The sequence below is a fragment of the Bacillus cabrialesii genome, assembly GCF_004124315.2.
GTDB lineage: Bacteria > Bacillota > Bacilli > Bacillales > Bacillaceae > Bacillus > Bacillus cabrialesii.
Window position 1 is genome coordinate 1,416,926 of record NZ_CP096889.1, and the last position, 22,773, is coordinate 1,439,698.

At 43.6% G+C, this 22,773-nt stretch carries 23 protein-coding genes, 1 pseudogene and 3 riboswitches; of the genes and pseudogenes, 14 read left to right on the plus strand and 10 right to left on the minus strand.

Annotated features, from left to right (window positions below):
• Positions 1-36: 36 nt before the first annotated feature.
• Both metE and isp read right to left on the minus strand, forming a co-directional pair.
• A complete protein-coding gene (gene metE, locus EFK13_RS07370) occupies positions 37-2,325 on the minus strand; it encodes a 5-methyltetrahydropteroyltriglutamate--homocysteine S-methyltransferase (RefSeq protein WP_129505935.1) in 2,289 nt (762 codons plus the stop codon).
• A gap of 128 nt (positions 2,326-2,453) precedes the next feature.
• Positions 2,454-2,609, minus strand: a riboswitch (SAM riboswitch).
• 131 nt (positions 2,610-2,740) lie between these two features.
• Positions 2,741-3,700, minus strand: a complete 960-nt coding sequence (gene isp / locus EFK13_RS07375) for a serine protease Isp (protein ID WP_129505934.1) — start codon at positions 3,698-3,700, stop codon at positions 2,741-2,743.
• A gap of 222 nt (positions 3,701-3,922) precedes the next feature.
• Between isp and rsbRB the strand changes: the two genes are divergently transcribed.
• Complete coding sequence (gene rsbRB / locus EFK13_RS07380) at positions 3,923-4,756, plus strand: RsbT co-antagonist RsbRB (protein WP_129505933.1); 834 nt, start codon at positions 3,923-3,925, stop codon at positions 4,754-4,756.
• Between the two features lie 32 nt (positions 4,757-4,788).
• Here the strand turns inward: rsbRB and thiX are convergent, their stop codons facing one another.
• The 4 genes from thiX to thiU are packed head-to-tail and all read right to left on the minus strand — an operon-like array spanning position 4,789 to position 8,352.
• On the minus strand, positions 4,789-5,553 hold the full coding sequence (gene thiX, locus EFK13_RS07385; RefSeq protein ID WP_129505932.1) for an HMP/thiamine ABC transporter permease ThiX: 765 nt from the start codon (positions 5,551-5,553) through the stop codon (positions 4,789-4,791).
• Entirely contained in the window at positions 5,528-7,162 is a 1,635-nt protein-coding gene (locus tag EFK13_RS07390) for an ABC transporter ATP-binding protein (protein ID WP_129505931.1), read from the minus strand. The genes thiX and EFK13_RS07390 overlap by 26 nt, the downstream gene beginning before the upstream one ends.
• Positions 7,149-7,748: an ECF transporter S component gene (locus tag EFK13_RS07395; protein WP_129505930.1), complete on the minus strand. Its 600-nt coding sequence runs from the start codon at positions 7,746-7,748 to the stop codon at positions 7,149-7,151. Before EFK13_RS07395 ends, EFK13_RS07390 begins: the two co-directional genes overlap by 14 nt.
• Position 7,749: 1 nt before the next feature.
• Positions 7,750-8,352, minus strand: a complete 603-nt coding sequence (gene thiU, locus EFK13_RS07400) for an HMP/thiamine ABC transporter substrate-binding protein ThiU (protein WP_129505929.1) — start codon at positions 8,350-8,352, stop codon at positions 7,750-7,752.
• 94 nt (positions 8,353-8,446) lie between these two features.
• A riboswitch (TPP riboswitch) is annotated at positions 8,447-8,559 on the minus strand.
• Positions 8,560-8,660: 101 nt separating this feature from the next.
• Here thiU and ykoG point away from each other — a divergent pair.
• The 7 genes from ykoG to mgtE all read left to right on the plus strand — a co-directional run bounded on the left by ykoG (position 8,661) and on the right by mgtE (position 14,079).
• On the plus strand, positions 8,661-9,347 hold the full coding sequence (gene ykoG / locus EFK13_RS07405; RefSeq protein ID WP_129505928.1) for a two-component system response regulator YkoG: 687 nt from the start codon (positions 8,661-8,663) through the stop codon (positions 9,345-9,347).
• A gap of 3 nt (positions 9,348-9,350) precedes the next feature.
• Positions 9,351-10,715: a sensor histidine kinase gene (locus tag EFK13_RS07410; protein ID WP_129505927.1), complete on the plus strand. Its 1,365-nt coding sequence runs from the start codon at positions 9,351-9,353 to the stop codon at positions 10,713-10,715.
• Positions 10,712-11,392 carry a PepSY domain-containing protein gene (locus EFK13_RS07415; protein ID WP_129505926.1) on the plus strand — a complete coding sequence of 227 codons (681 nt, stop codon included), beginning with the start codon at positions 10,712-10,714 and terminating at the stop codon, positions 11,390-11,392. The genes EFK13_RS07410 and EFK13_RS07415 overlap by 4 nt, the downstream gene beginning before the upstream one ends.
• Before the next feature lie 91 nt (positions 11,393-11,483).
• Positions 11,484-11,999 (plus strand): PepSY domain-containing protein, encoded by a 516-nt coding sequence (locus EFK13_RS07420; protein ID WP_129505925.1) that lies wholly within the window; start codon positions 11,484-11,486, stop codon positions 11,997-11,999.
• 82 nt (positions 12,000-12,081) lie between these two features.
• Positions 12,082-12,219, plus strand: a complete 138-nt coding sequence (locus EFK13_RS07425) for a transcriptional regulator SplA domain-containing protein (protein ID WP_064813157.1) — start codon at positions 12,082-12,084, stop codon at positions 12,217-12,219.
• A gap of 107 nt (positions 12,220-12,326) precedes the next feature.
• Positions 12,327-12,493, plus strand: a riboswitch (M-box (ykoK) riboswitch).
• Between the two features lie 90 nt (positions 12,494-12,583).
• Positions 12,584-12,706: a hypothetical protein gene (locus tag EFK13_RS21070; RefSeq protein WP_064813154.1), complete on the plus strand. Its 123-nt coding sequence runs from the start codon at positions 12,584-12,586 to the stop codon at positions 12,704-12,706.
• A gap of 17 nt (positions 12,707-12,723) precedes the next feature.
• A complete protein-coding gene (gene mgtE, locus EFK13_RS07430; protein ID WP_129505924.1) occupies positions 12,724-14,079 on the plus strand; it encodes a magnesium transporter in 1,356 nt (451 codons plus the stop codon).
• A 42-nt stretch (positions 14,080-14,121) separates the two neighbouring features.
• Here mgtE and EFK13_RS07435 read toward each other — a convergent pair whose 3' ends face one another.
• Entirely contained in the window at positions 14,122-14,454 is a 333-nt protein-coding gene (locus tag EFK13_RS07435) for a MerR family transcriptional regulator (protein WP_003239028.1), read from the minus strand.
• 193 nt (positions 14,455-14,647) lie between these two features.
• Here EFK13_RS07435 and EFK13_RS07440 point away from each other — a divergent pair, with 193 nt between their 5' ends.
• From EFK13_RS07440 to EFK13_RS07450, 3 genes are all read left to right on the plus strand, one after another.
• Complete coding sequence (locus tag EFK13_RS07440) at positions 14,648-14,809, plus strand: hypothetical protein (protein ID WP_129505923.1); 162 nt, start codon at positions 14,648-14,650, stop codon at positions 14,807-14,809.
• Positions 14,810-14,890: 81 nt separating this feature from the next.
• Positions 14,891-15,073, plus strand: coding sequence for a stress protein (locus tag EFK13_RS07445; RefSeq protein ID WP_129505922.1), 183 nt, complete (start codon positions 14,891-14,893; stop codon positions 15,071-15,073).
• 132 nt (positions 15,074-15,205) lie between these two features.
• Positions 15,206-15,670 (plus strand): MarR family winged helix-turn-helix transcriptional regulator, encoded by a 465-nt coding sequence (locus tag EFK13_RS07450; RefSeq protein ID WP_003232536.1) that lies wholly within the window; start codon positions 15,206-15,208, stop codon positions 15,668-15,670.
• Positions 15,671-15,675: 5 nt separating this feature from the next.
• On the opposite strand, the pseudogene EFK13_RS07455 reads toward EFK13_RS07450, so the two are convergent.
• Positions 15,676-16,805 (minus strand): annotated as a pseudogene (locus EFK13_RS07455) (MGDG synthase family glycosyltransferase).
• A 91-nt stretch (positions 16,806-16,896) separates the two neighbouring features.
• On the opposite strand from EFK13_RS07455, the gene EFK13_RS07460 reads away from it, so the two are divergent.
• Complete coding sequence (locus EFK13_RS07460; protein ID WP_129505920.1) at positions 16,897-17,448, plus strand: YkoP family protein; 552 nt, start codon at positions 16,897-16,899, stop codon at positions 17,446-17,448.
• Between the two features lie 27 nt (positions 17,449-17,475).
• Here EFK13_RS07460 and EFK13_RS07465 read toward each other — a convergent pair whose 3' ends face one another.
• Positions 17,476-18,288: a metallophosphoesterase gene (locus EFK13_RS07465; protein WP_129505919.1), complete on the minus strand. Its 813-nt coding sequence runs from the start codon at positions 18,286-18,288 to the stop codon at positions 17,476-17,478.
• A 195-nt stretch (positions 18,289-18,483) separates the two neighbouring features.
• Between EFK13_RS07465 and EFK13_RS07470 the strand changes: the two genes are divergently transcribed.
• Both EFK13_RS07470 and EFK13_RS07475 read left to right on the plus strand, forming a co-directional pair.
• Entirely contained in the window at positions 18,484-20,178 is a 1,695-nt protein-coding gene (locus EFK13_RS07470; RefSeq protein ID WP_129505918.1) for a DUF6044 family protein, read from the plus strand.
• A gap of 12 nt (positions 20,179-20,190) precedes the next feature.
• Entirely contained in the window at positions 20,191-21,204 is a 1,014-nt protein-coding gene (locus EFK13_RS07475) for a glycosyltransferase family 2 protein (protein ID WP_129505917.1), read from the plus strand.
• 136 nt (positions 21,205-21,340) lie between these two features.
• Here the strand turns inward: EFK13_RS07475 and EFK13_RS07480 are convergent, their stop codons facing one another.
• On the minus strand, positions 21,341-22,693 hold the full coding sequence (locus EFK13_RS07480) for an IS1182 family transposase (protein ID WP_129508246.1): 1,353 nt from the start codon (positions 22,691-22,693) through the stop codon (positions 21,341-21,343).
• Between the last annotated feature and the right edge of the window lie 80 nt (positions 22,694-22,773).

Here is a 22,773-nt window from a genome sequence, read left to right on the forward strand (position 1 = left end):
AAAACCATCTGCCAAAGGCAGATGGCCATTTCTATATTATACAAGCTGTTTTTGCTGAGCTCTTGCCTGTTTTGCGGCTTCAACCATGTTTTTCAATGCTGCAACCGTTTCTTCCTGCTGTCTTGTTTTCAAACCGCAGTCTGGGTTTACCCAGAAACGGTCAGTCGGACAGACGGCGAGCGCATCAACGATAATGTCGTACATTTCTTCAGTTGACGGCACCCGAGGGCTGTGAATGTCATATACGCCAAGGCCGAGCCCTTTCAAATAAGGATGGTCTTTTAAGTAATCTAAAAATCCTCCGTGGCTTCTGCTGTGTTCGATTGTAATCACATCGGCATCAAGATCATTGATCGTATCAACGATATCTTCGAAGTTGCTATAGCACATATGTGTATGAATTTGCGTCTCGTTTTTCACGGAAGAAGTGGTTAATCTGAATGCTTCTGCCGCCCAAGTCAAATACTCATCCCAATCGCGGGTTTTCAATGGAAGGCCTTCGCGTAGCGCCGGTTCATCGACTTGAATGATTTGAATGCCTGCGTCTTCAAGCGCTTTTACTTCTTTGCGAAGGGCTAGCCCGATTTGGAATGCGATTTCTTTTCTCGAAATGTCGTTTCGAGGGAAAGACCAGTTTAAGATCGTAACCGGACCCGTCAGCATTCCTTTTACATGCTTGGAAGTCAATGATTGTGCATATACCGTGTCTTTCACCGTCATCGGTTCAATAAATTCAACATCTCCGTAGATGACTGGCGGGCGGACACAGCGTGAGCCGTATGATTGAACCCAAGCGTATTTTGTAAAGGCAAAGCCGGCCAGCTTCTCACCGAAGTATTCGACCATGTCTGTCCGTTCAAATTCACCGTGGACAAGGACATCAAGTTCCAATTCTTCTTGAATATCAATCCATCTTTTTGTTTCTGCATTGATAAAGTTTTGATACTGTTCATCAGACCACTCGTTTTTCCGCCATTTTTGGCGTGCGCTCCGCACTTCAGCAGACTGCGGGAAGCTCCCGATCGTAGTCGTCGGCAAAAGCGGAAGGCCGAGAGATTCATTTTGCAGGGCTAAACGTTCTTCAAACGGAATCGGGCGCTTGAAGTCTTTATCGTTTAATTGCTCAAGCTCTTTCTTTTGTTCAGAGTTCGCACCTGTTGCAAACTGTTTGAGCGCCTGAATATCGGTTTTAGCCTGCTGAATTTGTTCGCTGATTGCCGCTTTTCCTGATACTAAACCTTCTTTCAAAGCTGTCAGCTCGGCTAGTTTTTCTTTTGCATAGGATAATCCGTTCAGCAGATCCTTCTCCAAATGCTCATCAGGGTGTTTCGCTACCGGAACATGCAGCAGGCTGCTGGAAGGCTGAATCCACAGCTCATCGACTTTTGCAATGCTGAGGATATCAAGAACGGCATCAAGGCGTTCTTCAAGATCCGCTTTCCAAATGTTGCGTCCGTCGATCACGCCGGCTGCCAGCACTTTGTCTGTCGGAAAGCCGTGTGTTTTCAGCTGTTCGAGGTTTCTGCCTTTATCGTGAACGAAATCAAGGCCAATTCCCTGTACCGGATAAGAGATCAGCTCTTCATAAGCTTCAACAGAATCAAAATACGTCTGCAAAAGCACATTCAATGATGAAAGCTCACTAGTCATGCTTTCAAATAATTCTTTTGCGCCGCGGACATCTTCGCTAGAGGCGGTAACAAGCGCCGGCTCATCGATTTGAACCCATTTTACGCCTTCTTCTTCAAGCTCTTTCAAAAGCTGTACGTATAGCGGCACCAATCGTTTTTGGATCGCTTTTGCTTCAGACGGTTCATAGCCTTTAGCAAGCGTGACGAATGTATAAGGGCCGACAATCACAGGTTTGGTTTCTACGTCGTATTCCTGTTTGATCCGGCGATAGTCTTCGAGCTGTTTGTTTCTTGTCAGGCGGAATTCAATGCTCTCGTCATACTCAGGCACGATGTAATGGTAGTTTGTATTAAACCATTTTGTCATTTCACTGGAAACGGCGTCTTTTATTCCGCGGGCGATAGCGAAGTATGTATCGGTAGCGTCAGTCAAATGTCTGAATCGTTTCGGAATCCAGTTGAAGCTGACTGCTGTGTCGAGTACATGGTCATACTGTGTGAAATCAGAAACAGGCACAACATCAATTTGCTGGTCAATTTGTGTTTTTACTGCGGATAAAAATAGGTCGTCGATTTGCTTTAAAAACGTATCTTTATCAGTGTTGCCTTTCCAATACGCTTCAAGTGCTTTTTTCCATTCTCTGTTCAGTCCAATTCTCGGAAATCCTAAATTCGATGTTTTGATGGTTGTCATTGTTTCTCCTCCTTTATATGTAAAACACTCTCGTTAACCCGCGGATACAGGCTGCTAAGAGGTTTTCTCACAACAAAAAGCCTCTTTCCCATGAGAGAAAGAGGCTTTTTTTGCGTAAAACACTGCCTCTCTCATCTCTCAGACACAATCTGATGGAATTAGCACCGTGCCTTATGAGACATCAGTCTCGGCGCGAAAAGCAGTGCGCCCCATTTCACAATGGAATTACGGTCGGTTGCTGTTGGGGTCAAAAGGCCAATCCCTCGCCCAACTCTCGATAAGAGAAAATGTTATTAATTTTTTGAAAAGTTGAATCATTTGTTGGTAATCTTAACAGTAATTCAAATTCATTGTCAACATAGAATTTGAAATTTTATTTACAAAATTTGATATATATTATATAAGAAAAATAATTTTATAGGGTCATTAAATGTGATTGCTCTGCTCTTTCTGCAAGCTCATCAGGAGCGGTCAAATACAGGAATCCATTACCTGCCAGCGTTTTTGTAATATCAAGCGGAAGTGTCCTGCGGATCAGCTGTGCATAAACCTCAGGTTCAGAAAGCTTTCTTTGAAATGATTCTTCTTCATAGCTTTTGATTAAAGCAAGCGCTCCGCTGACATGTGGGGCAGCCATTGAAGTGCCGGTAAGCTTACCATACTTCTTGTTAGGAAGGGTGGATAATATATTTTCTCCCGGTGCCACAAGATCAATTTCTTTATTCGCGTTAGAAAATTCTGATAATTCTCGCGCTACGGAAACAGATCCAACTGCGATGACTTCATTATAAGCCGCAGGGTAGGAAAGCTCTTCTGTGCGTTCGTCGCCGTCACCTTCATTTCCCGCTGCACAAACGACAAGCACTCCGTTTTTGACGGCGTTTTCCACCGCTTCTTTCAGCTCCGGCACATCGCTTGGTCCGCCTAGGGACATTGAGATGATATCGACTTTCTGTTCCACAGCGTAGTTAATGCCGTTAATAATCCATTCGTACTGTCCGCTGCCGTTTGCACCGCCAAGAACCTTCACAATCAATAGGCTTGCCTCAGGCGCAACTCCTGAAATGCCGCCGTTTGAATCATTAGCTGCAATCGTTCCGGCGACGTGTGTGCCGTGTCCGTTGTAGTCGGAAATCGCATCTTCCTTGCCGCCGTCATCATCCGTGAAGTTCTTTCCGCCAATGATTTGGCTTTTTAAATCTGGATGGCTTGTGTCGCATCCCGTGTCCAATACTGCAATTTTTACATTCTTGCCTTTTACCCCTTTTGACCACATTTCTGGCGCCTTAATCACTTTAATGCCCTCAGGAAGCTCGTTTGCATCCATGACCTGCTCATTCGTCACATACGGGATCAAGCGGATTTCACCATTCATAAAAAAGCCCTCCTTTTTTATGCTTTCAAGTGGATTCAAGGGTGTTGCCTCATATTATATGAAAAAAGCAACCGCTCGGACAGAGCCATTTGAAGCATATTGAAAAAAAAGGATACACCCCAAAGAATTAGCAATTTTCAAAATATTGGATAGCTTCAGCGTGTATGACTGGGATTCAGCTGGCAGTCAAGTTATAATAGTGTTGGGGAAAGGAGCAGTGTAATGAAACTGAATGAAAAATTATATGCGTTTTTTTCAGAGCATGTGGAGCAAATGGCCGAGGAATGGATAGAAACGATGGAGGAAAGTGATCCGAATTCGCTTTACGCCTTACATAATGCAACAGTAACGGAAGAATTAAAAGAGCAGGACAGAGAATTTTACCGGCATCTGAATTACATGTATGTTTTACCGGAAAAACAATTTCTCGAAGAATTTCAAGAGTGGGTCATTGAGCTGACGAATGATCAAAAGCATCTCGACACTCCGGTTCAGTACGTCATTCGAGAGTTTATGAGAAACCGGAGATTATATACGAAGTATTTTGAGAAGTTCGCAGAAGAAAACAAGTCGGCGTTTGAACCCGGAGAAAAACAAAAATGGGCCGATTTGATTGTGAGAGTTTTTGATTTTACCATTTATACATTCGTCGATCACGCTGAAACGAATGCCAAGCAGCAATTAAACGCCCAGAGAGAAATGATATTGGAATTAAGCTCGCCTGTCATTACGCTAAGCAAATCAACAGCTCTGCTTCCGCTTGTTGGTGACATTGATACCGAGCGGGCAAAGTTTATTCTGGAAAACACCCTTCATGCTTGTGCAAAAAGACGGGTGGAGCATCTGTTAATCGATCTTTCAGGTGTTGTGGTAGTTGATACGATGGTGGCGCACCAAATCTTTAAATTGATTGAGGCCCTCAATTTGATCGGCGTCCGGTCAACCCTGTCAGGAATCAGGCCTGAAATCGCGCAAACCGCTGTACAGCTGGGGATTGATTTTTCGAATATTACAATCAAAACCAATCTTGCTCAGGCATTAAACTATCATCAATAAGAAAAAATCCGCTATCGTCGATAGCGGATTTTTTATGAGGCAAAATATAAAGATACGAGAAAAGATCCAGCGAATAACAGGAGGACGAGGCAAAAAAACAGCCAGTCGCGTCGATTGACGGTCAGTGTGCGGTAATATGTCCGGTTTCTGCTTCCTGTAAAACCTTTCGATTCCATCGCAAGCGCCGTCCGTTCCGCTTTTCTGATGGCGCTTGCCAAAAGCGGGATGGTATACCGCTTTAGCGTGCTGATTTTCTCTTTAAAGCCGTTCTCCACCGCTCCCCCTCTGATTTTATGAGCCTGCTGAATCAGCTGGACCTCATCCTTTAACAGCGGAAGAAAACGAAATCCTGCAATGACGCCATACGCAAGCTTTGGTGAGAGCTTGCACTGCTGGACAAGGCTCAGCATAAATAAAATTGGATCGGTCGTAAAAACAAACATCATCGATAGGGCGGAAAAGCACAAAATACGAAACCCGAGAGAAATGCCGACAGACACATTCTCACTGTTGATCGAGATAGGTCCGGCTTGAAACAAGAAATTTTCAGGGGTTGTCGGAACCTTGCCGAAAACGGCGGCTGTCCATACGCATCCGAATGCCAAAATCAAAAACGGAATCGTAAACAAAAACCACTTTTTCAATGGGATTCCGGCCGCCAAAAGGACTCCCGCAACGATGATGATATAAAAACACGCAGGGGTGTATGGGTTGTAAATAAACGACAGCATGACAACGCAGCAAAAAACCGCCGCCGCTTTCACTGTCGGATTAATGAGATGTAACAGCTGCTTCATCACGCACCTCCTCCTGATATGCCATCCATTCATATAAGAGGGGAAGGGTGAGCTTCGCTTTTTGGACAAGCGCGGTTTCCTGAGAAAATAACTGTGCTGGAGATCCGTCAAAAGCCAGGCTTGTGTCGTGAAGCACAAGCACGCTGTCTGCATACGAAGAGACCAGCTCCATATCGTGTGTAATCATGAGAACAGCGGTACCTTCTGCCTTGATGCGCTGAATCATATCCATGCATTCAGCCGCCGTGCGGGCGTCCTGCCCAAAGGTGGGTTCGTCTAACAATAGAACCTTTACATCATGCATGAGCATGGTAGCTACGCTCAGGCGCCGTTTTTGCCCTTGGCTGATCGCAAACGGATGATGATCAGCCAAATGCGCAAGACCGAAACGATGCAGCAGGTGCTGCGCTTTTTTCTTAGTTTCAGCGCTTACTTTCTGGCCGAACAGCAGCTCGTCATATACTGTATCGGCGACAAACTGATGCTCCGGGTTTTGAAAAACAAATCCCATTCGCTTTCGCAGTTCATTTTCTTTATACGATTGCACCGGCTTATCATATAGATGAATCTCGCCGCTTTTCGGCTTCATAAGACGGGCGAGGACAGATAAGAGTGTGGATTTTCCAGTGCCGTTCGGTCCGACAAGCGCCGTTAGAGAGCCTTCACGCAATGAAAAGCTGATGTCTTTGAAAATCGTCTGCTGTCCTCTCGCGAACGAAAGGCTGCTGACTTCAAGCACACTCTTGCCGGAAGGAGCCTCCTTCATTTTAGGATGGCCGGCAGGAAAAGGCTCTTTGAATAGCGTTTTTTTTGATAAAGTAAACGGCGTACTGAGCTTTTCCTGAAGGTCACATACTTTTGGAATCGCGATGCCCAATTCCTTTAGGATCTCCGCTTCGTGCTGAAATAGATCTTTCGTCCGGCCATCAAGCGCTTTTTTGCCTGATTTGTCCAGCACAATTGTTCTCTCAATCCAAGGCGTCCATTCATCAAGCTGGTGCTCAATGACGAGGAGGCTGAAGCCTTTTTCCCGCTGAAGATCTTTCATCATGTGAACGAACTCCCGCGCTGAATAAGGATCTAACAGAGAAGTCGGCTCATCTAACATAATAAGCTCAGGCTCCATTGCCAAAATACAGGCGAGAGCAACTTTTTGCTTTTGTCCTCCTGACAGAGTGGATATCGTTTTTTCTTTTAAATGGGTAATACATAATTTTTCTAAAACGGCATCGATCTTTTTCGTCATTTCTTCTTTCGGAACCTGGAGATTTTCCAGCCCGAAAGCGATTTCGTCCTCCACCGTCAGCATGCAAAACTGCTGATCAGGGTCCTGAAAGACGACCCCGGCATGCTGAGCGATGGATTCGGTATCTGTAACCGGCTTTTGCAATAGGAATACATGTCCGGACTGGATGCCGTCGCAAGCCTCAGGGTAAAGACCGTTTATACAGAGGGTGAGCGAGCTTTTTCCGCTCCCGCTTGGCCCTAGCAATAAAGCGCATTCTCCTTTACGAAGCTCAAACGAAATGTTTTGAAAAACCGGTTTCTCGTCTTCTTCATAAGAGAAGCTGAGCTTGTTAACCTTAAGGAGCTCATCACAGGCTTGCATGTTCTGATGCCCGCTTCCGTTTCTTTTTCAGTTCCTTTCCTAGTGCCATTCCGTTTAACACACCCGTATAAGCGAGAGAGTCGCTGACAGCTTTTCCGAGAAGCCCTGCAAGCAGCGCGCCGGAAATCAGACGGATCACAAGCATAATGAGAAGATAACCTGGTGAATAGGCTGCATAGCCGGAAACAAAGAGATCGTAGATAAAGCTGGTGACTGAAGATCCCATTCCTGCCAGCAGAAGGACAGGCAGAGAGTATGCTTTCCAGCGTGTCGCGAGAAAGACAGCTTCAGCCCCGAGACCTTGAACAATGCCGATAACGATGACCATCGGGCCAGACGGATTTCCCAGCAGGCATTCAACGAGAGCGGCAATGATTTCAGAAACTAGCGCCGCACCCGGTTTTCGGATTATATACGCGGCGATGACAGAAACGATAAACCAAATGCCGTAAATCGGTTCATAAGCGATTGGTCCGAACATACCGGCAAGCACGTTTCCAAAATGCGTAAATAATAAATAAACAACGGCAAAAACGATACTGATAACGGACATGATGACAATTTCTTTTACTTTCCAGCTTTTCATTTTATCCCTGCTTTCTGTTTTTTCTTGATGGACTGTTAGCCGAGAGATTCACAGTCATGGTTACATGGTTTGTTTGCTGTTCAGCCATGCGGAAAACAGCTTCCAATGTTCTGAATACGTCATGCGCATCCCCGTCTAGCTCGCTCGCGTAATGGACACCCTGTACGAAGGTGCCTTCTGCTTTCGCAATGTCGACAGCTTCCATGATCAAGCCCATATAATCCGGCTTATTCATCGGATAAAGCGCAAATTGGCATGGCGCTTCCGCGTTCAGGCTTCGGACAGCATCTTCATTGACACGCTTATCATCTGCGGAAAGGTATGTATCTCCCTGTGTATCGCCTGGGCATCCGATGGAAAACGTGCCATTCATAACGATGTGCTTTTCGCTGTTCGCCGCATAAAGGTAAATGGCTTTGGCAGCGTCGAATACATGATCAATCGATCCTCGCAAGACGGTACTGATATGGTCGGTTTTCGTCCAAACCCTAGATGTGTCTGTTTTTTTCAGTGCAGACTTGATCACACTGATAAAATCATCCGTCATCGGATATAAAGAGAAGCGAAAACCGGCGATTCTGCTTGTGCCGCAAATGTGCTCCATTTCTCCATCCTCCTGTTTTTGATAAAATAAAAAACTGCATATCCTAAGGGAATATGCAGTCATAGATCGATTAAGCGCACAAAAAAATACACCATTCGGTCAACCTGCACTTCCCCACGCTGGTATTATCCAGATCGGGTCATAAGGGATCAAAGCGCGTTTCTTTCGCGCTTTATCTCAGCCAAAACAGCACCCCTAGTGCTTTCCGTATACAATTTTTTATTTTGACATCATAATAGATGATAAGAATCATTTTGTAAACAATGAAATCATTTTTTTCATATAGGGACAGGAGAGGATGATCAAATTTGGAAAAAGGACACATATTAATTGTGGAAGATGAAGAAAAAATCGCCAGGGTGCTTCAACTTGAATTGGAATATGAAGGATATAACATCACCATAAAACACAATGGAACAGAAGGGCTGAATGCGGCAGCGGAAGGCGGGTATTCCCTCGTGCTTCTTGATGTCATGCTTCCGGGGCTTAGCGGACTGGAAGTGCTGCGCCGATTGAGAAAAACGGATCAGCAAACACCGGTCATTTTATTAACGGCGCGCGACAGTATTCCTGATAAGGTAACAGGGCTGGATATCGGTGCAAATGACTATGTCACCAAGCCGTTTGAAATCGAGGAATTGCTTGCGAGAATCAGGGCTGCGCTGCGGCAAAATGGAACAAAAGCAGAAGATGTCGGCGCTTTTCTTACATATGACGAGTTGCGGGTAAACGAAAAAACCCGTGAAGTAAGACGCGGAGACAAAGAGGTGGAATTGACGCCGCGGGAATTTGATTTGCTCGTTTATATGCTGAAGCATCCGCAGCAAGTGCTGACCCGGGAACAGATTTTAAGCTCGGTATGGGGATTTGATTATATCGGTGATACAAACGTCGTGGACGTCTATATCAGATACATCAGGAAAAAACTGGACTATCCTTACGAAAAACAGCTGATCCATACCGTTCGCGGAGTCGGCTATGCCATTAAGGGGTAAACGATGAAGCTGAAGACCAAGATTCATCTGTACACATCCATATCGCTGTTGGTTTTATTAATGTTGATCCACACCGCAGTCTATCTGATTTTTTCGTCCGCGCTGACCTCAAAGGATGCAGCCCGGCTTACAGATGAGGCGGATAACATTGCCGAAGCGCTGCATGCTGCTGAAACGGAAGGAGTCGCTTTGCAGGATATGCTGCAGGCCTATCTTCCGGCAAACGGCATGGTCCGTGTAGTGAATGGGGATCAAAAAGCCGTCATGACGATCACAAAAGAAAAAGCGTATAAAGATTTTCCTCTTTCTTTTCACAGCGGGGAAGCGGCAGATGTAAGGAAACATGACGGCAAGCTGTTTGCTGAGGCTGCTGTTCCGGTGATTTGGACCGATGGGCAAGTGGTATCTCTCCAGCTGGTTGAAAGGCTGGAGAATACAGAAGAGAGTCTGTTTCTGCTGAAAATCATCTTATTCGCCGCAAGTGCCGCTGTCTGTATCGCTTCTTTTTTTGCCGGCAGCTTGCTCGCCCGCCGTATCATCAATCCGATCAGGCGATTAATGATGACGATGAAAGACATACAGCGGGAAAAAGCATTCAAAACGATTTCTTTAGAAGGACAGTCACACGACGAGTTATATCAAATGGGGCTGACATTTAATGAGATGGCAATGATGCTGAAAGAGCACTATGATAAACAGCAGCAGTTCGTTCAAGATGCTTCACACGAATTGAAAACCCCGCTTACTATTATAGAAAGCTACAGCAGCCTGATGAAGCGGTGGGGGGCAAAAAAGCCGGAGGTGCTTGAGGAGTCGATCGAAGCGATTCACTCAGAAGCGGTTCATATGAAGAAACTGACCAACCAGCTGCTGGCGCTGGCCAAGAGCCATAAAGGACTTGAACTTGACATGAAAACAATCGATCTGATTGAAGTGTCGCGCGCCGTCATGCAAACGCTCCACCCCGTTTATCAGCGTGATATTTTGCTTGAAACAGATAAGGAGAGACTGCTTGTAACAGCTGATGAAGAACGCATCAAACAGCTGCTGACGATTTTGCTCGATAATGCAATAAAGTATAGTGAAAAAGCCATTGTTGTGTCAGCCGGAATGAGAAATGGACGGCCGTTTCTGTCTGTGAGTGATGAAGGCATCGGAATACCTGAGGAGCATATTCCGCATCTGTTTGAGCGGTTCTACCGCGCGGATGAGGCACGAAACAGAAAAACAGGCGGAACGGGTTTAGGCCTTTCCATTGCCAAGCAAATCGCCGATGAGCACGGCATTGAGCTGTCTGTCAAAAGCAAGCCGGGGCAAGGAACGGCTGTCACCATGCAATTCAGAGAACAGGATGGGGGAAGCCGATGAACAAAACAATAAAAGCAGTTTTTGCTAGTGCGGCAGCGGTTTTAGCCGTTATCGTCTGTACGTTTCTCATCATTCGGCAAACCCATGAGGACGTACTGTCAAAGGAGGCTGTCGTAAAAAAAATCGAAGCCTCATATGAGGGCGAGGTCACGAAAGCAACACAATCAAAGGATAAAAAAACGTATGATATGACCCTTGAAAATCCAAAGGGAACTTATTTTATCAAAGCTGACGCAAAATCGGCTGATATTCTCTCAATGAACAGAGTAAAAGCGGTGAATCCATCTGCCATGACAGAAAAAGAAGCCGAGCAACTCGCGCTTAACCGGGTGCCGGGAACCGTCAAAAAACAAACACAACAGAATCGTGTTGCCGCATATATCATTCAAAAAGAAGATGGAGAAACATACGAAGTGAAGGTGGACATGGAGGCAAAAGCAGTCATGTCTGCTGATCAAATCAGCAGTAAAGATCAGCAAAAAACGAGGATTACGAAAAAAGAAGCCAAAACAATTGCTGAGCGAGAAACGGGCGGGACAGCGGATGACGCAGATCTCGAAGAACATGAGGGCACTCTCATCTTTGAAGTGGATGTTGATCTTCCTGATGATAAGGAAGCGACGGTGAAAATAAATGCCTACACCGGAAAGGTTGCAAACATTGTGTATGAAGACTGACGGTTTCTCATCAAATTCTCATCTTTCTCTCGTTTTCCTTTCATGTTGAGTGTGTAAACTGTACTCATACAAAACAAAGGAGGAATCACATATGCTCAAGAAAAGATGGATGGTTGGCCTTTTAGCAGGATGTGTAGCAGCCGGCGGATTCAGCTACAACGCGTTTGCGAAAGAAAACAATGAACACACACAAACTGCTTCTTCAAAGACTTCTGCACTCACTGAACAGGAAGCAGAATCGATTGCTAAAACGGTTGTTGACGGTACAGTGGAAGACATCGACAGAGACATTTACAACGGCAAAGAAGCCTATGAAGTGGAGATCGAAAAAGACGGTGAAGACTACGATGTTTATGTAGATATTAATACTAGACAAGCGCTCAATGACCCGTTACAAGAGAAAGCGGAACAAGTCGCCATCACAAAAGAAGAAGCTGAAGAAATTGCTTTAAAGCAAACAAATGGAACAGTAACAGAAAGCAAGCTTGACGAAGACGACGGTACTTACATCTATGAAATTGAAATCCAAACGAAACAAGGAGATGAGGCGGAATTTGACATTTCCGCAAAGGATGGACGTATCATCAAGCAGGAGATAGACGACTGATCAAACCCCCGCTAGAGCGGGGGTTTTTTCATGATAAGAAACCTTCTTTTGGACAATCTAAATAGAAAAGGAGGCGAAACGCATGGAAAAGAAAGAGGAGCAATACATCAATCAGGCTGAATTTGTCCCTCATCCGACGAAGGAAGGAGAGTATGCCTTATTTCTTCACGAAACATATCATTTGCTCTCTGAAGATGATGAGACGCAAACAACAGAATAAGGGCTTAGGCCCTTGTTTTGTTCCGTAATTGTGATGAAAGCGCATTAATTACTTTTTTGAGTTGACACAGCTTGTTTTTTTCTGTAATCTCAGTGTGTCAATTCAATTAGGAACTTCGTTAGGTGAGGCTCCTGTATGGAGATACGCTGCTGCCCAAAAATGTCCAAAGACGCCAATGGGTCAACAGAAATCATCGACATAAGGTGATTTTTAACGCAGCTGGATGTTTGATCCTATGCCATACAGTGCTAAAGCTCTACGATTGAAGGCGCCCGCACGCTTTTTTGCCGTGCTTCTTTCTCCTTCAATCCCGAAGGCTTTTTTTATGCCTTTAAAACGAAGTTTACAAAAGGAGGTGCGGAGTATGGATTCTCCCCATTCGAGTCAATCTGAAGAAGTACCCATATACTATGACAGCAAGACAATTGATTACACGATGAGGAGACGATCTGCCGCACCTTCAGCCGAGGCCGGCACGTCTCCGTAGAGGAGGTACGAGTCCCGATGGTTCAAAACATGACCTATGACGAACTCATTTTACGCATTATTATTTTATTGCGAGACGGGAAAATCAGGGATTTCAGAAGCGTTATTGATGAGCTACAGCCCTATGATATGGCGTTTATTTTTAAAGAAATGCCGGAAAAACACCGCGCCCGCTATTTATCTTATTTAACTGTAGATGATATCACTGATATGATCGGGGAGCTGGAACGCGAATTTCAGCTTGCCGTCTTAAATAAAGTCGGAAAAACCAGAGCAACACTAGCGATGAACAAAATGGACAACGATGACCTTGCTCAATTGCTTGAAGAAATGGACGAAGAACTGAAAGAACAGCTTTTGTCCAGCATGGAAGCGTCAGAGTCAAAAGCTGTACAGCTTTTGATGAATTATCCGGCTGACTCAGCGGGACGCATGATGACAAACCGGTTTGTATGGATTCCTCAGCATTATACGGTCAAAGACGCGGTCGTCAAACTGAAAAGCTTTGCTGAAATAGCTGAATCGATCAACTACTTATATGTGATCAATGAAAACAAACAGCTGGTGGGCGTACTTTCCTACCGTGATTTGATTCTAGGCGAACCTGAAGAAAAGGTGCAGGATTTAATGTTTACCCGCGTCATTTCAGCAGGCGCCCTTCAGGATCAGGAAGAAGTTGCCCGCCTGATTGAACGTTATGATTTCTTGGCGATTCCAGTTGTGGAAGAAAACAACGTGCTTGTCGGCATTGTAACGGTCGATGATATTATTGACGTGGTTATTCGGGAAGCTGATGAGGATTACGAAAAATTTGCCGCTTCCGGTAAAGACATCACTTTTGACACAAAGGCTTACGTGGCGGCGTACCGGCGCCTGCCATGGCTGATTTTACTCTTGTTTATCGGACTGATTTCAGGAAGCATTATCAGTTATTTTGAAGATGCGCTTCAGCAGGTCGTCGCGCTGGCGTTTTTTATGCCGATGGTGTCAGGAATGACAGGAAATACGGGAACACAATCCCTCGCGGTTGTCATCCGAGGTTTGTCTAAAGAAGAAATGAACAAAAAAACGATTGTGCGCCTGATCCTTCGGGAGTTCAGAACAAGTATTTATATCGGAGCGGTTTGTTCTGTTCTGATTGCGATTATCGCCATTTTATGGCAGGGGAACGCGCTTTTAGGATTTGTTGTCTCCTCTTCATTGCTTTTTACGTTAATTATCGGCACGATGTCAGGAACGATTATTCCTATTATTTTGCACAAGCTGAAAGTAGACCCGGCGATCGCTTCAGGACCGCTGATTACAACGCTAAACGATATTTTGTCTTTATTAATTTATTTCGGCATCGCCACTGCATTCATACACTCATTATAAAAGTAAAAAGTCCGTCTCAATCGCGAGTCGGACTTTTATTATTTACCGGTTTTTGTACCGAAAGTGAGCATTAAGCTGCCCCTCCAGCATTTTTTTCCGCACTTGCGGATCGTTTTTCACCATCTGTTCTTTTTTGCGCATATCCTTTAAAATCTCTGCCGTCTGTACACCGTCTTCACGCTTATTGGCAATATCCATCAGCCGCTCCACATCGGCAAAAGAATATTTTCTCGTTCCCCTTGAAGAACGCTGCGGATAAATGAGCTTCCGTTCCTCGTAGTACCTGATCTGTCTTACGGACAATCCTGTCAATTCACTCACAATCCCGATTGAAATCACTTTTTTGTCTTTATAAGAATGATCTTCTGTGGTCATTTTTCCACCCCTGGATGTCTTTTGATAATAGTATATAAAAAACAAAGAGAAAAAACCTGACGCTTGTCATATTTTCTAACATCAAATAGAAGATTTTTGAAAAAATGCGGCAGAAAAATTAACAAGAATAATGCGTAACACACAAGCGCGTTTTATCCTATATGTAACGAATCATTGAGGAGGAAGGATAATCATGGAGGAAGAAAAAGCGGTCTCACTGGCAAAAGAAATTATAGAGTTGGATATCAAACGTGATGAAATGCTGGAGACGTTTATGCAGCTTGCCGGAGAACATGCTTTTCAACTATTAAGATCGGTTCAAAACGGACTGTACCGAAAATCTTCGCAAACATAAATTCTTTACATTAGATTCATACCACGTTCATTTAAATAGGGTATCTTGTATATAGGATACCTCAAAATGAAGGAGGACGCTATGAGTAATTTATTGAAATCCGCTTTAGAAAAAGAGCGAAGCCATTATTCTGAAAAACTCTTTCAAATTGGAGTTTATAATAAAGAAGTCATGAACAAAATGACGATTTCCGAACTGCGAAAGGAATACGCATATTTCTTCCGGAGTATTGCAAATCACAAAAAATATCCTTATACAAGATAATGTATAAGGATTTTTTTGCTTTCAGAAGGAATTTCTCGAATTATAGCGAATACATATAGTAAGGGACTGAACTCTTATTATATGTAAGGGTTTTCATTATTTTTTTATAAAAATCCTATATACGAGGTAGATATGATGAGATTATCGTTTAACGAAGAAGAAGTTGAGCGTGCGATGAATTTGTACAGAGTTTTTGCAAGGGCTTTCAAAAGTGTGTCTGAACATAGTATCCGTGACAGCAAAGAGCACGGCTTTAATCCGACTGAGTTTGCTGTACTGGAGCTCCTGTACACAAGAGGCCCGCAAAAATTACAGCAAATTGGGTCGAGACTTCTGCTTGTGAGCGGAAACGTCACATATGTCATTGACAAATTAGAAAGAAACGGGTTTTTAGTAAGGGAGCAAGACCCGAAAGATAAACGCTCCGTTTACGCGCATTTAACTGACAAGGGAAATGAGTATTTGGATAAAATTTATCCGATTCATGCACTGCGTATTGCGAGAGCATTTTCTGGCCTATCTCCTGATGAACAGGACCAGCTGATCGTCCTCCTGAAGAAAGCAGGCATTCACAGCCAGCACTTGCTGTTTCGTTAACTATTCTACACTCTCTGTTTCAGGAGAGTGTTTTTTTTTGTCTTATGATTGTTTTTAAAACATCTTCAATCCTCCGGTCAGATATTTCGTCAAGATATGCATTGACATGTTTTTCATATTCTTTCACCTGTTCATTCGATTGGAAAAATGCCGCAATCTGTTCTTCTGCCTTCTGCATGTCCCAGTTTCTCATATCTGTGACAAGCTTCCTTTCCTCTAGAAGCTTCAAATTCATTTCCTCCTGGCCCGGCAGCGCATGATAAATAAATACCGGAAGCCGTTTCCGTAAGCATTCGCTGATGGTTACACCTCCGGGTTTTGTCATGATGCCTGCCGACTGTTCATATAAACGGTTCATCTCTGCTTTGCTCTCAAGGTAGGGAATCGCCTCAATAAAAGGGTGGCCTAAACTTTTGACATCGCAGTAGAGCTTTTCATTCCTGCCGCATAATATTTTGTATAAGATGTTTCCGCCTGGCGAGAGGTCCTGAACCCATTTTGAAATTCCCCCGATCCCCATACTGCCGCCTGTGATGATGATGGTGTATGGCGGATGATGCTGACAGGTGTATGTCGATCCCATTTCAAACATCCGGTGAACGGGAATGCCGGTCAAGTATATGTTTTTCTGATCGATTCCTTCAGACAGGAGCTGCTTCTTGACATCCATGATCGGAACAAAATGGACATCAATGTTCTCCCGCCCCCATAATTGATTCACAAAAAAATCAGTGTATACATTCACAACCTTTAAATTCGGATATTCCGGTTTTAGCCGGTTTAGCAGATATGAAGGCAGCGCATGTGTGCAGAACGCGATATCAGGCTGTTTTTCTTGGAGGATGTGCCTCATTTGTTGTGTGAACAGCCATTCGTACATGGTATAGCGTTTGTCATTCTGATAATCGCCGCAGGCGAGGAGCCTGTATATGCCGCTGTACGTTTTCGGGAAATGCTGAATCCATTTTAAATACGCCTCAGAGGACAGTTTTTCTAACCGTCTATACGCATGCGAAAAGATATCAATTTTCTCAGATGCCAGTCCTTGAGACTCCAGTTCAGCCTGCAGGGCATCGGCGACATGATGGTGCCCGGTGGAAATGCTTAAAAAAGGAAAAATGAGAATGTTTTTCATGACGGTCCTCCTTAAAAAATATGGCAACTATATTTTGAGGAGAACAATCGCAAAATATAAGGGTGTTTTTAATCATGAGGAAGGTGAAGAGATGAAAGCCTGTTTCCTTACCATTTGGAGAGTTGTTGACCCGATTTATTTCTTTTTTTCAAGGCTGACCTTGGTTGACAAAGATCGTAAAAGCGTCTTTCGAGTCAGGCTGACGAAGTACAAAGGGCATCATGTCGTGCTGAGCGACGGAACACATATAAGAAAAAATGATGTGCTCGTTAAAATCCATCTGCACAATATTAAGCTGATACGGGAGCTGCAAAGCATTGAAAGCGCAGTCAGAAAGGGGATCATTATCTATCAAAAAGTATATCAATCGATGCCGACACTTTTGGATTACATCAATAATCATAAAAAAAGCGAGAAAATCAAAGGAATCATTGGAATTACAATGCTTGACAAAGGAGTGGAAAGGCTCGGCTTCGATGTGGTCACTCCCGCCAATCCTTTTTACAGATGCTTTAAAAAGATTACTCATGTGCCGATTTTATATTTAACGTCAAAGCCAGTGAGCTTTAGGCATTTACCGAATTCATCCTATTTGTTTATTTCAAGAGAAAAGCTTCAAAGAACCTATCAAAAAAAAGACTGATGCCTTGGTCAGCACAGTCTTTTTTGATTATATCTGATGAAATGTCACTTCAGGGCGGCTTCCGACACGGATATTTACACCGGTTTGTCCCAACCCTTCGCTGATATAAAACGGCTTATCGTGGTGATAATGAAGCCCCTTAATCATGTTCATGCGGACGAGCTTGCCCATTTTCACCAAATGATACGGTTTAGGCCAGTGAATTTGTCCGCCGTGAAAATGGCCTGAAAGCAAGTAATCATAATGAACATCCTTCATATCCAGAATAATGTTTGGGTCATGTGTTAATACAAGATGGTAGCCGTTTTCTAGATTTTGATAAGAGCCGGTAATATTACTGCGGTTGGTGCTGTAATCATCAATACCGATAATATTGACAGGCCCTGCAGCCGTTTCGATACGAACATGTTCGTTTTGCAGTGTGATACAGCCGTTTTCCTCTAAAACACGTTTCAATCTCTGAAAGTCCTTTTCTTTTAATACATAATCGTGATTGCCAAACACCGCGTACATTCCATATGCAGGCTTCAGTTTTTGCAACGCGTTTAAGTAGCCTGCCAGCTTCGGAATATTACGTTTTCGATCTAGAAAATCCCCGGTAAGCGCAATGATGTCCACAGGCTGATTTTTTGTCAAATGATACAGCTCTTCAGGTGAAACAGAAATGTTTTCTAAGTGAAGATCTGATAAATGAAGGATATTTAATTTTTTTCTGGCTGGAAGGCCGTCTTTTTGATCGATTGAAATGGTGTTGACCTTTACATCTTTTGTATTGCGGTTCGCTTTATATATAAATGGCGCACATGCGAGTATGGCCAATGAAAGTAAGATTGTAAACAAAATATATCCCCTCCCCCTATCAGTATAGTAAGTAACCGAGCCTTAGGGATAGCGGGAATTAATGGGTAAGAGACAGGTTGAAAAACGGGTTGTCATCTGATGAATGTTTTGGAAAGGAAAAGGGATAATAAATTTTGACACATGAGGCAGAACATGCCGGATATGGAGTCAGAATAACAGATGGATGTGTAAGCGATGTTACAATTGATGAGACAACACAAAAAAGAAACATATTATCTCTGGATCGCATTATTTCTCCTTTTGCTGTATGTATCCCCGCTTTATATTTTAAAAGAAGATGCACATATTCGCGTCCACGATAATTTAGATTCCAATATCGCTTGGTACAAGGTTCTGGCAGACAGCGGAGAAATTGTCGGCAAGGTTGACGCGGCCATTCCGCAAATCATTAATGGGCTGCCGCGGGATGCCTTTGGCACTGAGTGGAGCGGAATTGTTTGGCTGCACGCTTTCTTTTCTTCCATGACCGCCTATGCCATAAGCCAGACGATTACAAGGTTTGTCGCTTTTTTTGGAATGTATGTGCTGCTGAAGAAACATGTTGTTCCGGAGCCGAAAGCGGCTTTCATCCGAATTGGCGTATCTCTGGCATTTGCCTTAACACCTTTCTGGCCTTCGGGAATGCTGAGTACGCTTGGATATCCTTTGGCATTGTGGGCTTTTTTGAATATCAGAAAAGGGGATATCTCATGGAGAGAGTGGCTGACGCTCGGTTTGCTTCCTTTATATTCAAGCTTTGTCTTAGGCTTTTTCTTTTTCTTGGCGGGAATGGCGTGCTTTTGGCTGTATGATGCCATCACAAAAAGAAGATGGAACTTGATTTTTTTAGGCAGTATTGCATTCATGACGAGTATTTATCTTTTCGTTGAATATCGGCTTGTCTATTCGATGCTGTTTGAGCACGCACCGATGCATCGGATAGAATTTATCTCGTCCAGGCATGACATTTGGCATTCACTTCGGTTATCCGTAAAAAACTTTGTCTATGGCCATAATCATGTGATGACCGTTCATACCGTAGTCATCCTCCCGATTCTGCTGCTCGTATTTGCAGCTGTGCTGTTTAAGCGAAATCGGACAAGGCCGGAAAATGTTTATCTGTTTTTATGTGTGCTTAATTACGGACTGTCATTATGGTATGCGCTTTGGTTCAACAAAATATGGGCGGTTCCAAAGCAGAAATTTGCCTTTTTAGCTGAATTTAATTTTGCCCGTTTTCATTTTCTGCGGCCGCTTGTCATTTACGTGAGCTTTGCGCTTGCTTTATATCTCATCTGGCGGATGGGGAGAGGGTGGAAGTGGTTTGTACACGCCGCAGTCGCTGCTCAGCTGATGGTGTTGGCGCCTTTTAATGAAGAATATACGTACGGCGTCCACTACAATGCGCCGACATTCCGGGAGTTTTATGCATCCGAGCAATTTAAAGAGATTAAGGAATATATCGGGCGTCCGCAAGATTCATACAGGGTGGCGAGCATCGGACTGCATCCGTCGATCGCCCAATATAACGGGTTTTACACGTTAGATACGTATAACAATCTGTACCCGCTCTCTTATAAATATGAATTTAGGAAAATCATCGAAAAAGAGCTGGAAAAAAACGCTCGGCTCAAACAATACTTTGACGAATGGGGAAGCCGCTGCTACCTTTTCGTCGATGAACTCGGTAAACGATATGATTTCAAAAAGAACTCGAAGAAAACGATTAACAACCTTCAATTGAATACAAATGTATTTAAAAAAATGGGCGGTCGCTATATTTTCTCATCAGTTCCGATTATGAATGCTGATCAAAACCATCTCGCGCTCGTTAAGACGTTTGACCATAAAGATTCCGCCTGGCGCATTTATTTATATGAAACAAGATAAGGAGGATATCGATTGAAACAGACACATCCAGTATTAACCATCGTCGTTCCGTGTTTCAATGAAGAGGAAGTGTTTCAAGAGACCAGCCGTCAGCTGACAGAGGTTGTAGATGATTTAATTGAAGAAAAATTAATCTCTGAAGACAGTAAAATTCTGTTTGTCGATGATGGCAGCAAAGACCGCACCTGGGCTTTGATTGCTATGGAGAGCATAAGAAACAAGAAGATAACAGGCTTAAAATTAGCCTGTAATGTCGGACACCAAAAAGCGCTTTTAGCCGGACTGCATAAAGCGAAAAACAGATCAGACTGCGTCATTTCCATAGATGCTGATCTTCAGGATGATATCTCTGTGATCCGGGATTTTATGCTGAAATATCATGAGGGCTGCGAGATTGTTTACGGTGTGCGCCGCAGCAGAAAAACGGATACCTTTTTTAAGCGCACGACCGCTTTAGGGTTTTATCGTCTCATGAATAAGCTTGGAATAAAATTAATTTATAACCATGCTGATTTTCGTTTAATGAATAAAAGATCGCTTGAAGAGCTCACGCGCTATCCGGAAGCGAATTTGTTTTTAAGAGGCATCGTTCCCATGATCGGCTTTAAATCAGCCGAAGTCTTGTATGACCGCAAGGAACGCTTTGCCGGTAAAACGAAATATCCGCTGAAAAAAATGCTATCATTTGCTTTTAACGGGATTACATCATTCAGTGTCGCGCCGATTCGCTTCTTTACGTTTTTAGGTTTTGTTTTATTTTTCCTCAGCGCTGTGGCGGGAATTGGCGCGTTTATTCAAAAGCTTCTCGGTCATACAAATGCAGGCTGGGCGTCGCTCATCATTTCCATTTGGTTTTTGGGCGGGCTGCAATTAATGGGAATCGGGATTATCGGAGAGTATATCGGGACGATTTTTTCAGAAGTGAAAAGACGCCCGAAATATGCGATTGATATCGATTTGTATAATGAGCCGCTGAGTCCGCTGCAGCGTCAGGAAAAAGAGCGGTTAGATAAAAAATACAGTTAAACGGAAAGAGCTGACTTTAATAGTCAGCTCTCAGCTTGTAGAGAAAACGATGTTTTTCTCCACAAGCTTTTTTGTTTTATGCTGTTTCTTTAGATTTTCATCAGGTTTCAGATGCAGAAAAAGCGCTCCCACATGCCTAGCCTTGCTTGGCTAGGTATGTGGCAATCTTCTTCATGTTCTGGCATGCGGCTGTGAGAAGAACTTGTTCACTCACATTTCGTTTCCCCCTCAACCTGCAATAGCGAAGCCCGTGCAGCTGTTTTGAATCTGCAAAGCTTCGCTCTATTTTTTCTTTTCTTTTTTTGTAGAGGTTTTTTCCTGAAACAGACAAGCGATTTTGTCTGACCTTTTCTTTATGATCTTCCCATACATGCCGAGTAATCACTTTCTGCCGATTCTTTGATTTTGTACAGTTCCCAAGCAGCCGGCATGAGGAACATATTTCAGGATTTGATTTATATGACCGGTAGCCTTTTCGGTCAGTTGTTGAGTATGTAAGTGTTTGCTGGTTCGGGCAAATGTAACTGTCTTTCTCACTGTCATAATGAAACTTCCATTTTGGAAACAAGCCTCTGGTAGGGTGATATCGTCTATGGGCAATAACGCCAAAAATATGGCGGTCAGCTAATCCTTTACAGATGGGAGTCGTTAAATAACCAGAATCAAGGGCGACGGCTTCTACTTGAAAACCAAATCGTGCGATTTGGTGATCCAATCGGTCAAGATAGGGCACAGAATCATGGACATTTCCGGGTGTGACATAGGCATCGGTGATAATGTTGTATTTCATATCTGTTGTGCGGTGATCTAAATAGAAAAAACCTTCTGGTTTGTTTTCGCGATACAGATAGCCACTTTCCGGATCGGTTGTACTGTGGCGGATCTCTTTTTCAGCTTTCACCTCCTCTTTGGCTGTTAATGGCTTTTTTCCGTGTTCCTCCCGATCCTCTTGTATGGCTTCATTTAAATCCTTGATATAGTTTTGTGTATCCTGCGCTATTGTTTTTCTTGTGTATTTATGCTTGTTGGCATTGGCTTTCAGATGAGTGGAATCAGTGAATAGGACACGTCCGCCCACCATGTCATGATTGATGGCCTGAAGAACGATCTCATCAAAAATGTCTTGGAAGATGGTTGTATCTTTAAAGCGTGTGCGTCTGTTCCAGCTGATGGTCGAGTGGTGCGGAACTGGGTCATTGATATTCAGTCCCAAAAACCATCTGTACGCCATATTGTAGTAAATTTCTTTTTCGAGCTGCCTTTCTGAACGGATACCGTAGAGGTAGCCGATAAACATCATTTTGAATAAAATTAGTGGATCAAGTGAGGGGCGGCCTTTGTTTTCGCTGTAGTAAGGCTTAACCTTTTCAATGATAAAAGAGAAGTCTATGTATTTATCAATTTTTCGAAGCAGATGATCCTCTTCGACCAGTTGGTCAAGCAGAACAAATTCGGCTGTGTTTTGAGAAGAATTTCTTGTGTGGAACATAAGAAAGACACCGTCCTTTTTAGTCTTTCTTTTATTTTATTACAGGAGAATGGATATTTTAAGGAAAAATAAAGGCTGTC

Coding starts and splice junctions, on each gene's coding strand:
- isp (WP_129505934.1), bottom strand. CDS start 3,700: ATGAATGGTGAAATCCGCTTGATCCCGTATGTGACGAATGAGCAGGTC.
- EFK13_RS07460 (WP_129505920.1), top strand. CDS start 16,897: ATGAAAGCCTGTTTCCTTACCATTTGGAGAGTTGTTGACCCGATTTAT.
- rsbRB (WP_129505933.1), top strand. CDS start 3,923: ATGAAACTGAATGAAAAATTATATGCGTTTTTTTCAGAGCATGTGGAG.
- metE (WP_129505935.1), bottom strand. CDS start 2,325: ATGACAACCATCAAAACATCGAATTTAGGATTTCCGAGAATTGGACTG.
- EFK13_RS07470 (WP_129505918.1), top strand. CDS start 18,484: ATGTTACAATTGATGAGACAACACAAAAAAGAAACATATTATCTCTGG.
- EFK13_RS07390 (WP_129505931.1), bottom strand. CDS start 7,162: ATGCAAGCCTGTGATGAGCTCCTTAAGGTTAACAAGCTCAGCTTCTCT.
- EFK13_RS07420 (WP_129505925.1), top strand. CDS start 11,484: ATGCTCAAGAAAAGATGGATGGTTGGCCTTTTAGCAGGATGTGTAGCA.
- thiX (WP_129505932.1), bottom strand. CDS start 5,553: ATGAAGCAGCTGTTACATCTCATTAATCCGACAGTGAAAGCGGCGGCG.
- EFK13_RS07395 (WP_129505930.1), bottom strand. CDS start 7,748: ATGAAAAGCTGGAAAGTAAAAGAAATTGTCATCATGTCCGTTATCAGT.
- EFK13_RS21070 (WP_064813154.1), top strand. CDS start 12,584: ATGGATTCTCCCCATTCGAGTCAATCTGAAGAAGTACCCATATACTAT.
- thiU (WP_129505929.1), bottom strand. CDS start 8,352: ATGGAGCACATTTGCGGCACAAGCAGAATCGCCGGTTTTCGCTTCTCT.
- EFK13_RS07480 (WP_129508246.1), bottom strand. CDS start 22,693: ATGTTCCACACAAGAAATTCTTCTCAAAACACAGCCGAATTTGTTCTG.
- EFK13_RS07410 (WP_129505927.1), top strand. CDS start 9,351: ATGAAGCTGAAGACCAAGATTCATCTGTACACATCCATATCGCTGTTG.
- EFK13_RS07435 (WP_003239028.1), bottom strand. CDS start 14,454: ATGACCACAGAAGATCATTCTTATAAAGACAAAAAAGTGATTTCAATC.
- EFK13_RS07415 (WP_129505926.1), top strand. CDS start 10,712: ATGAACAAAACAATAAAAGCAGTTTTTGCTAGTGCGGCAGCGGTTTTA.
- EFK13_RS07425 (WP_064813157.1), top strand. CDS start 12,082: ATGGAAAAGAAAGAGGAGCAATACATCAATCAGGCTGAATTTGTCCCT.
- EFK13_RS07450 (WP_003232536.1), top strand. CDS start 15,206: ATGATGAGATTATCGTTTAACGAAGAAGAAGTTGAGCGTGCGATGAAT.
- EFK13_RS07440 (WP_129505923.1), top strand. CDS start 14,648: ATGGAGGAAGAAAAAGCGGTCTCACTGGCAAAAGAAATTATAGAGTTG.
- mgtE (WP_129505924.1), top strand. CDS start 12,724: ATGGTTCAAAACATGACCTATGACGAACTCATTTTACGCATTATTATT.
- EFK13_RS07445 (WP_129505922.1), top strand. CDS start 14,891: ATGAGTAATTTATTGAAATCCGCTTTAGAAAAAGAGCGAAGCCATTAT.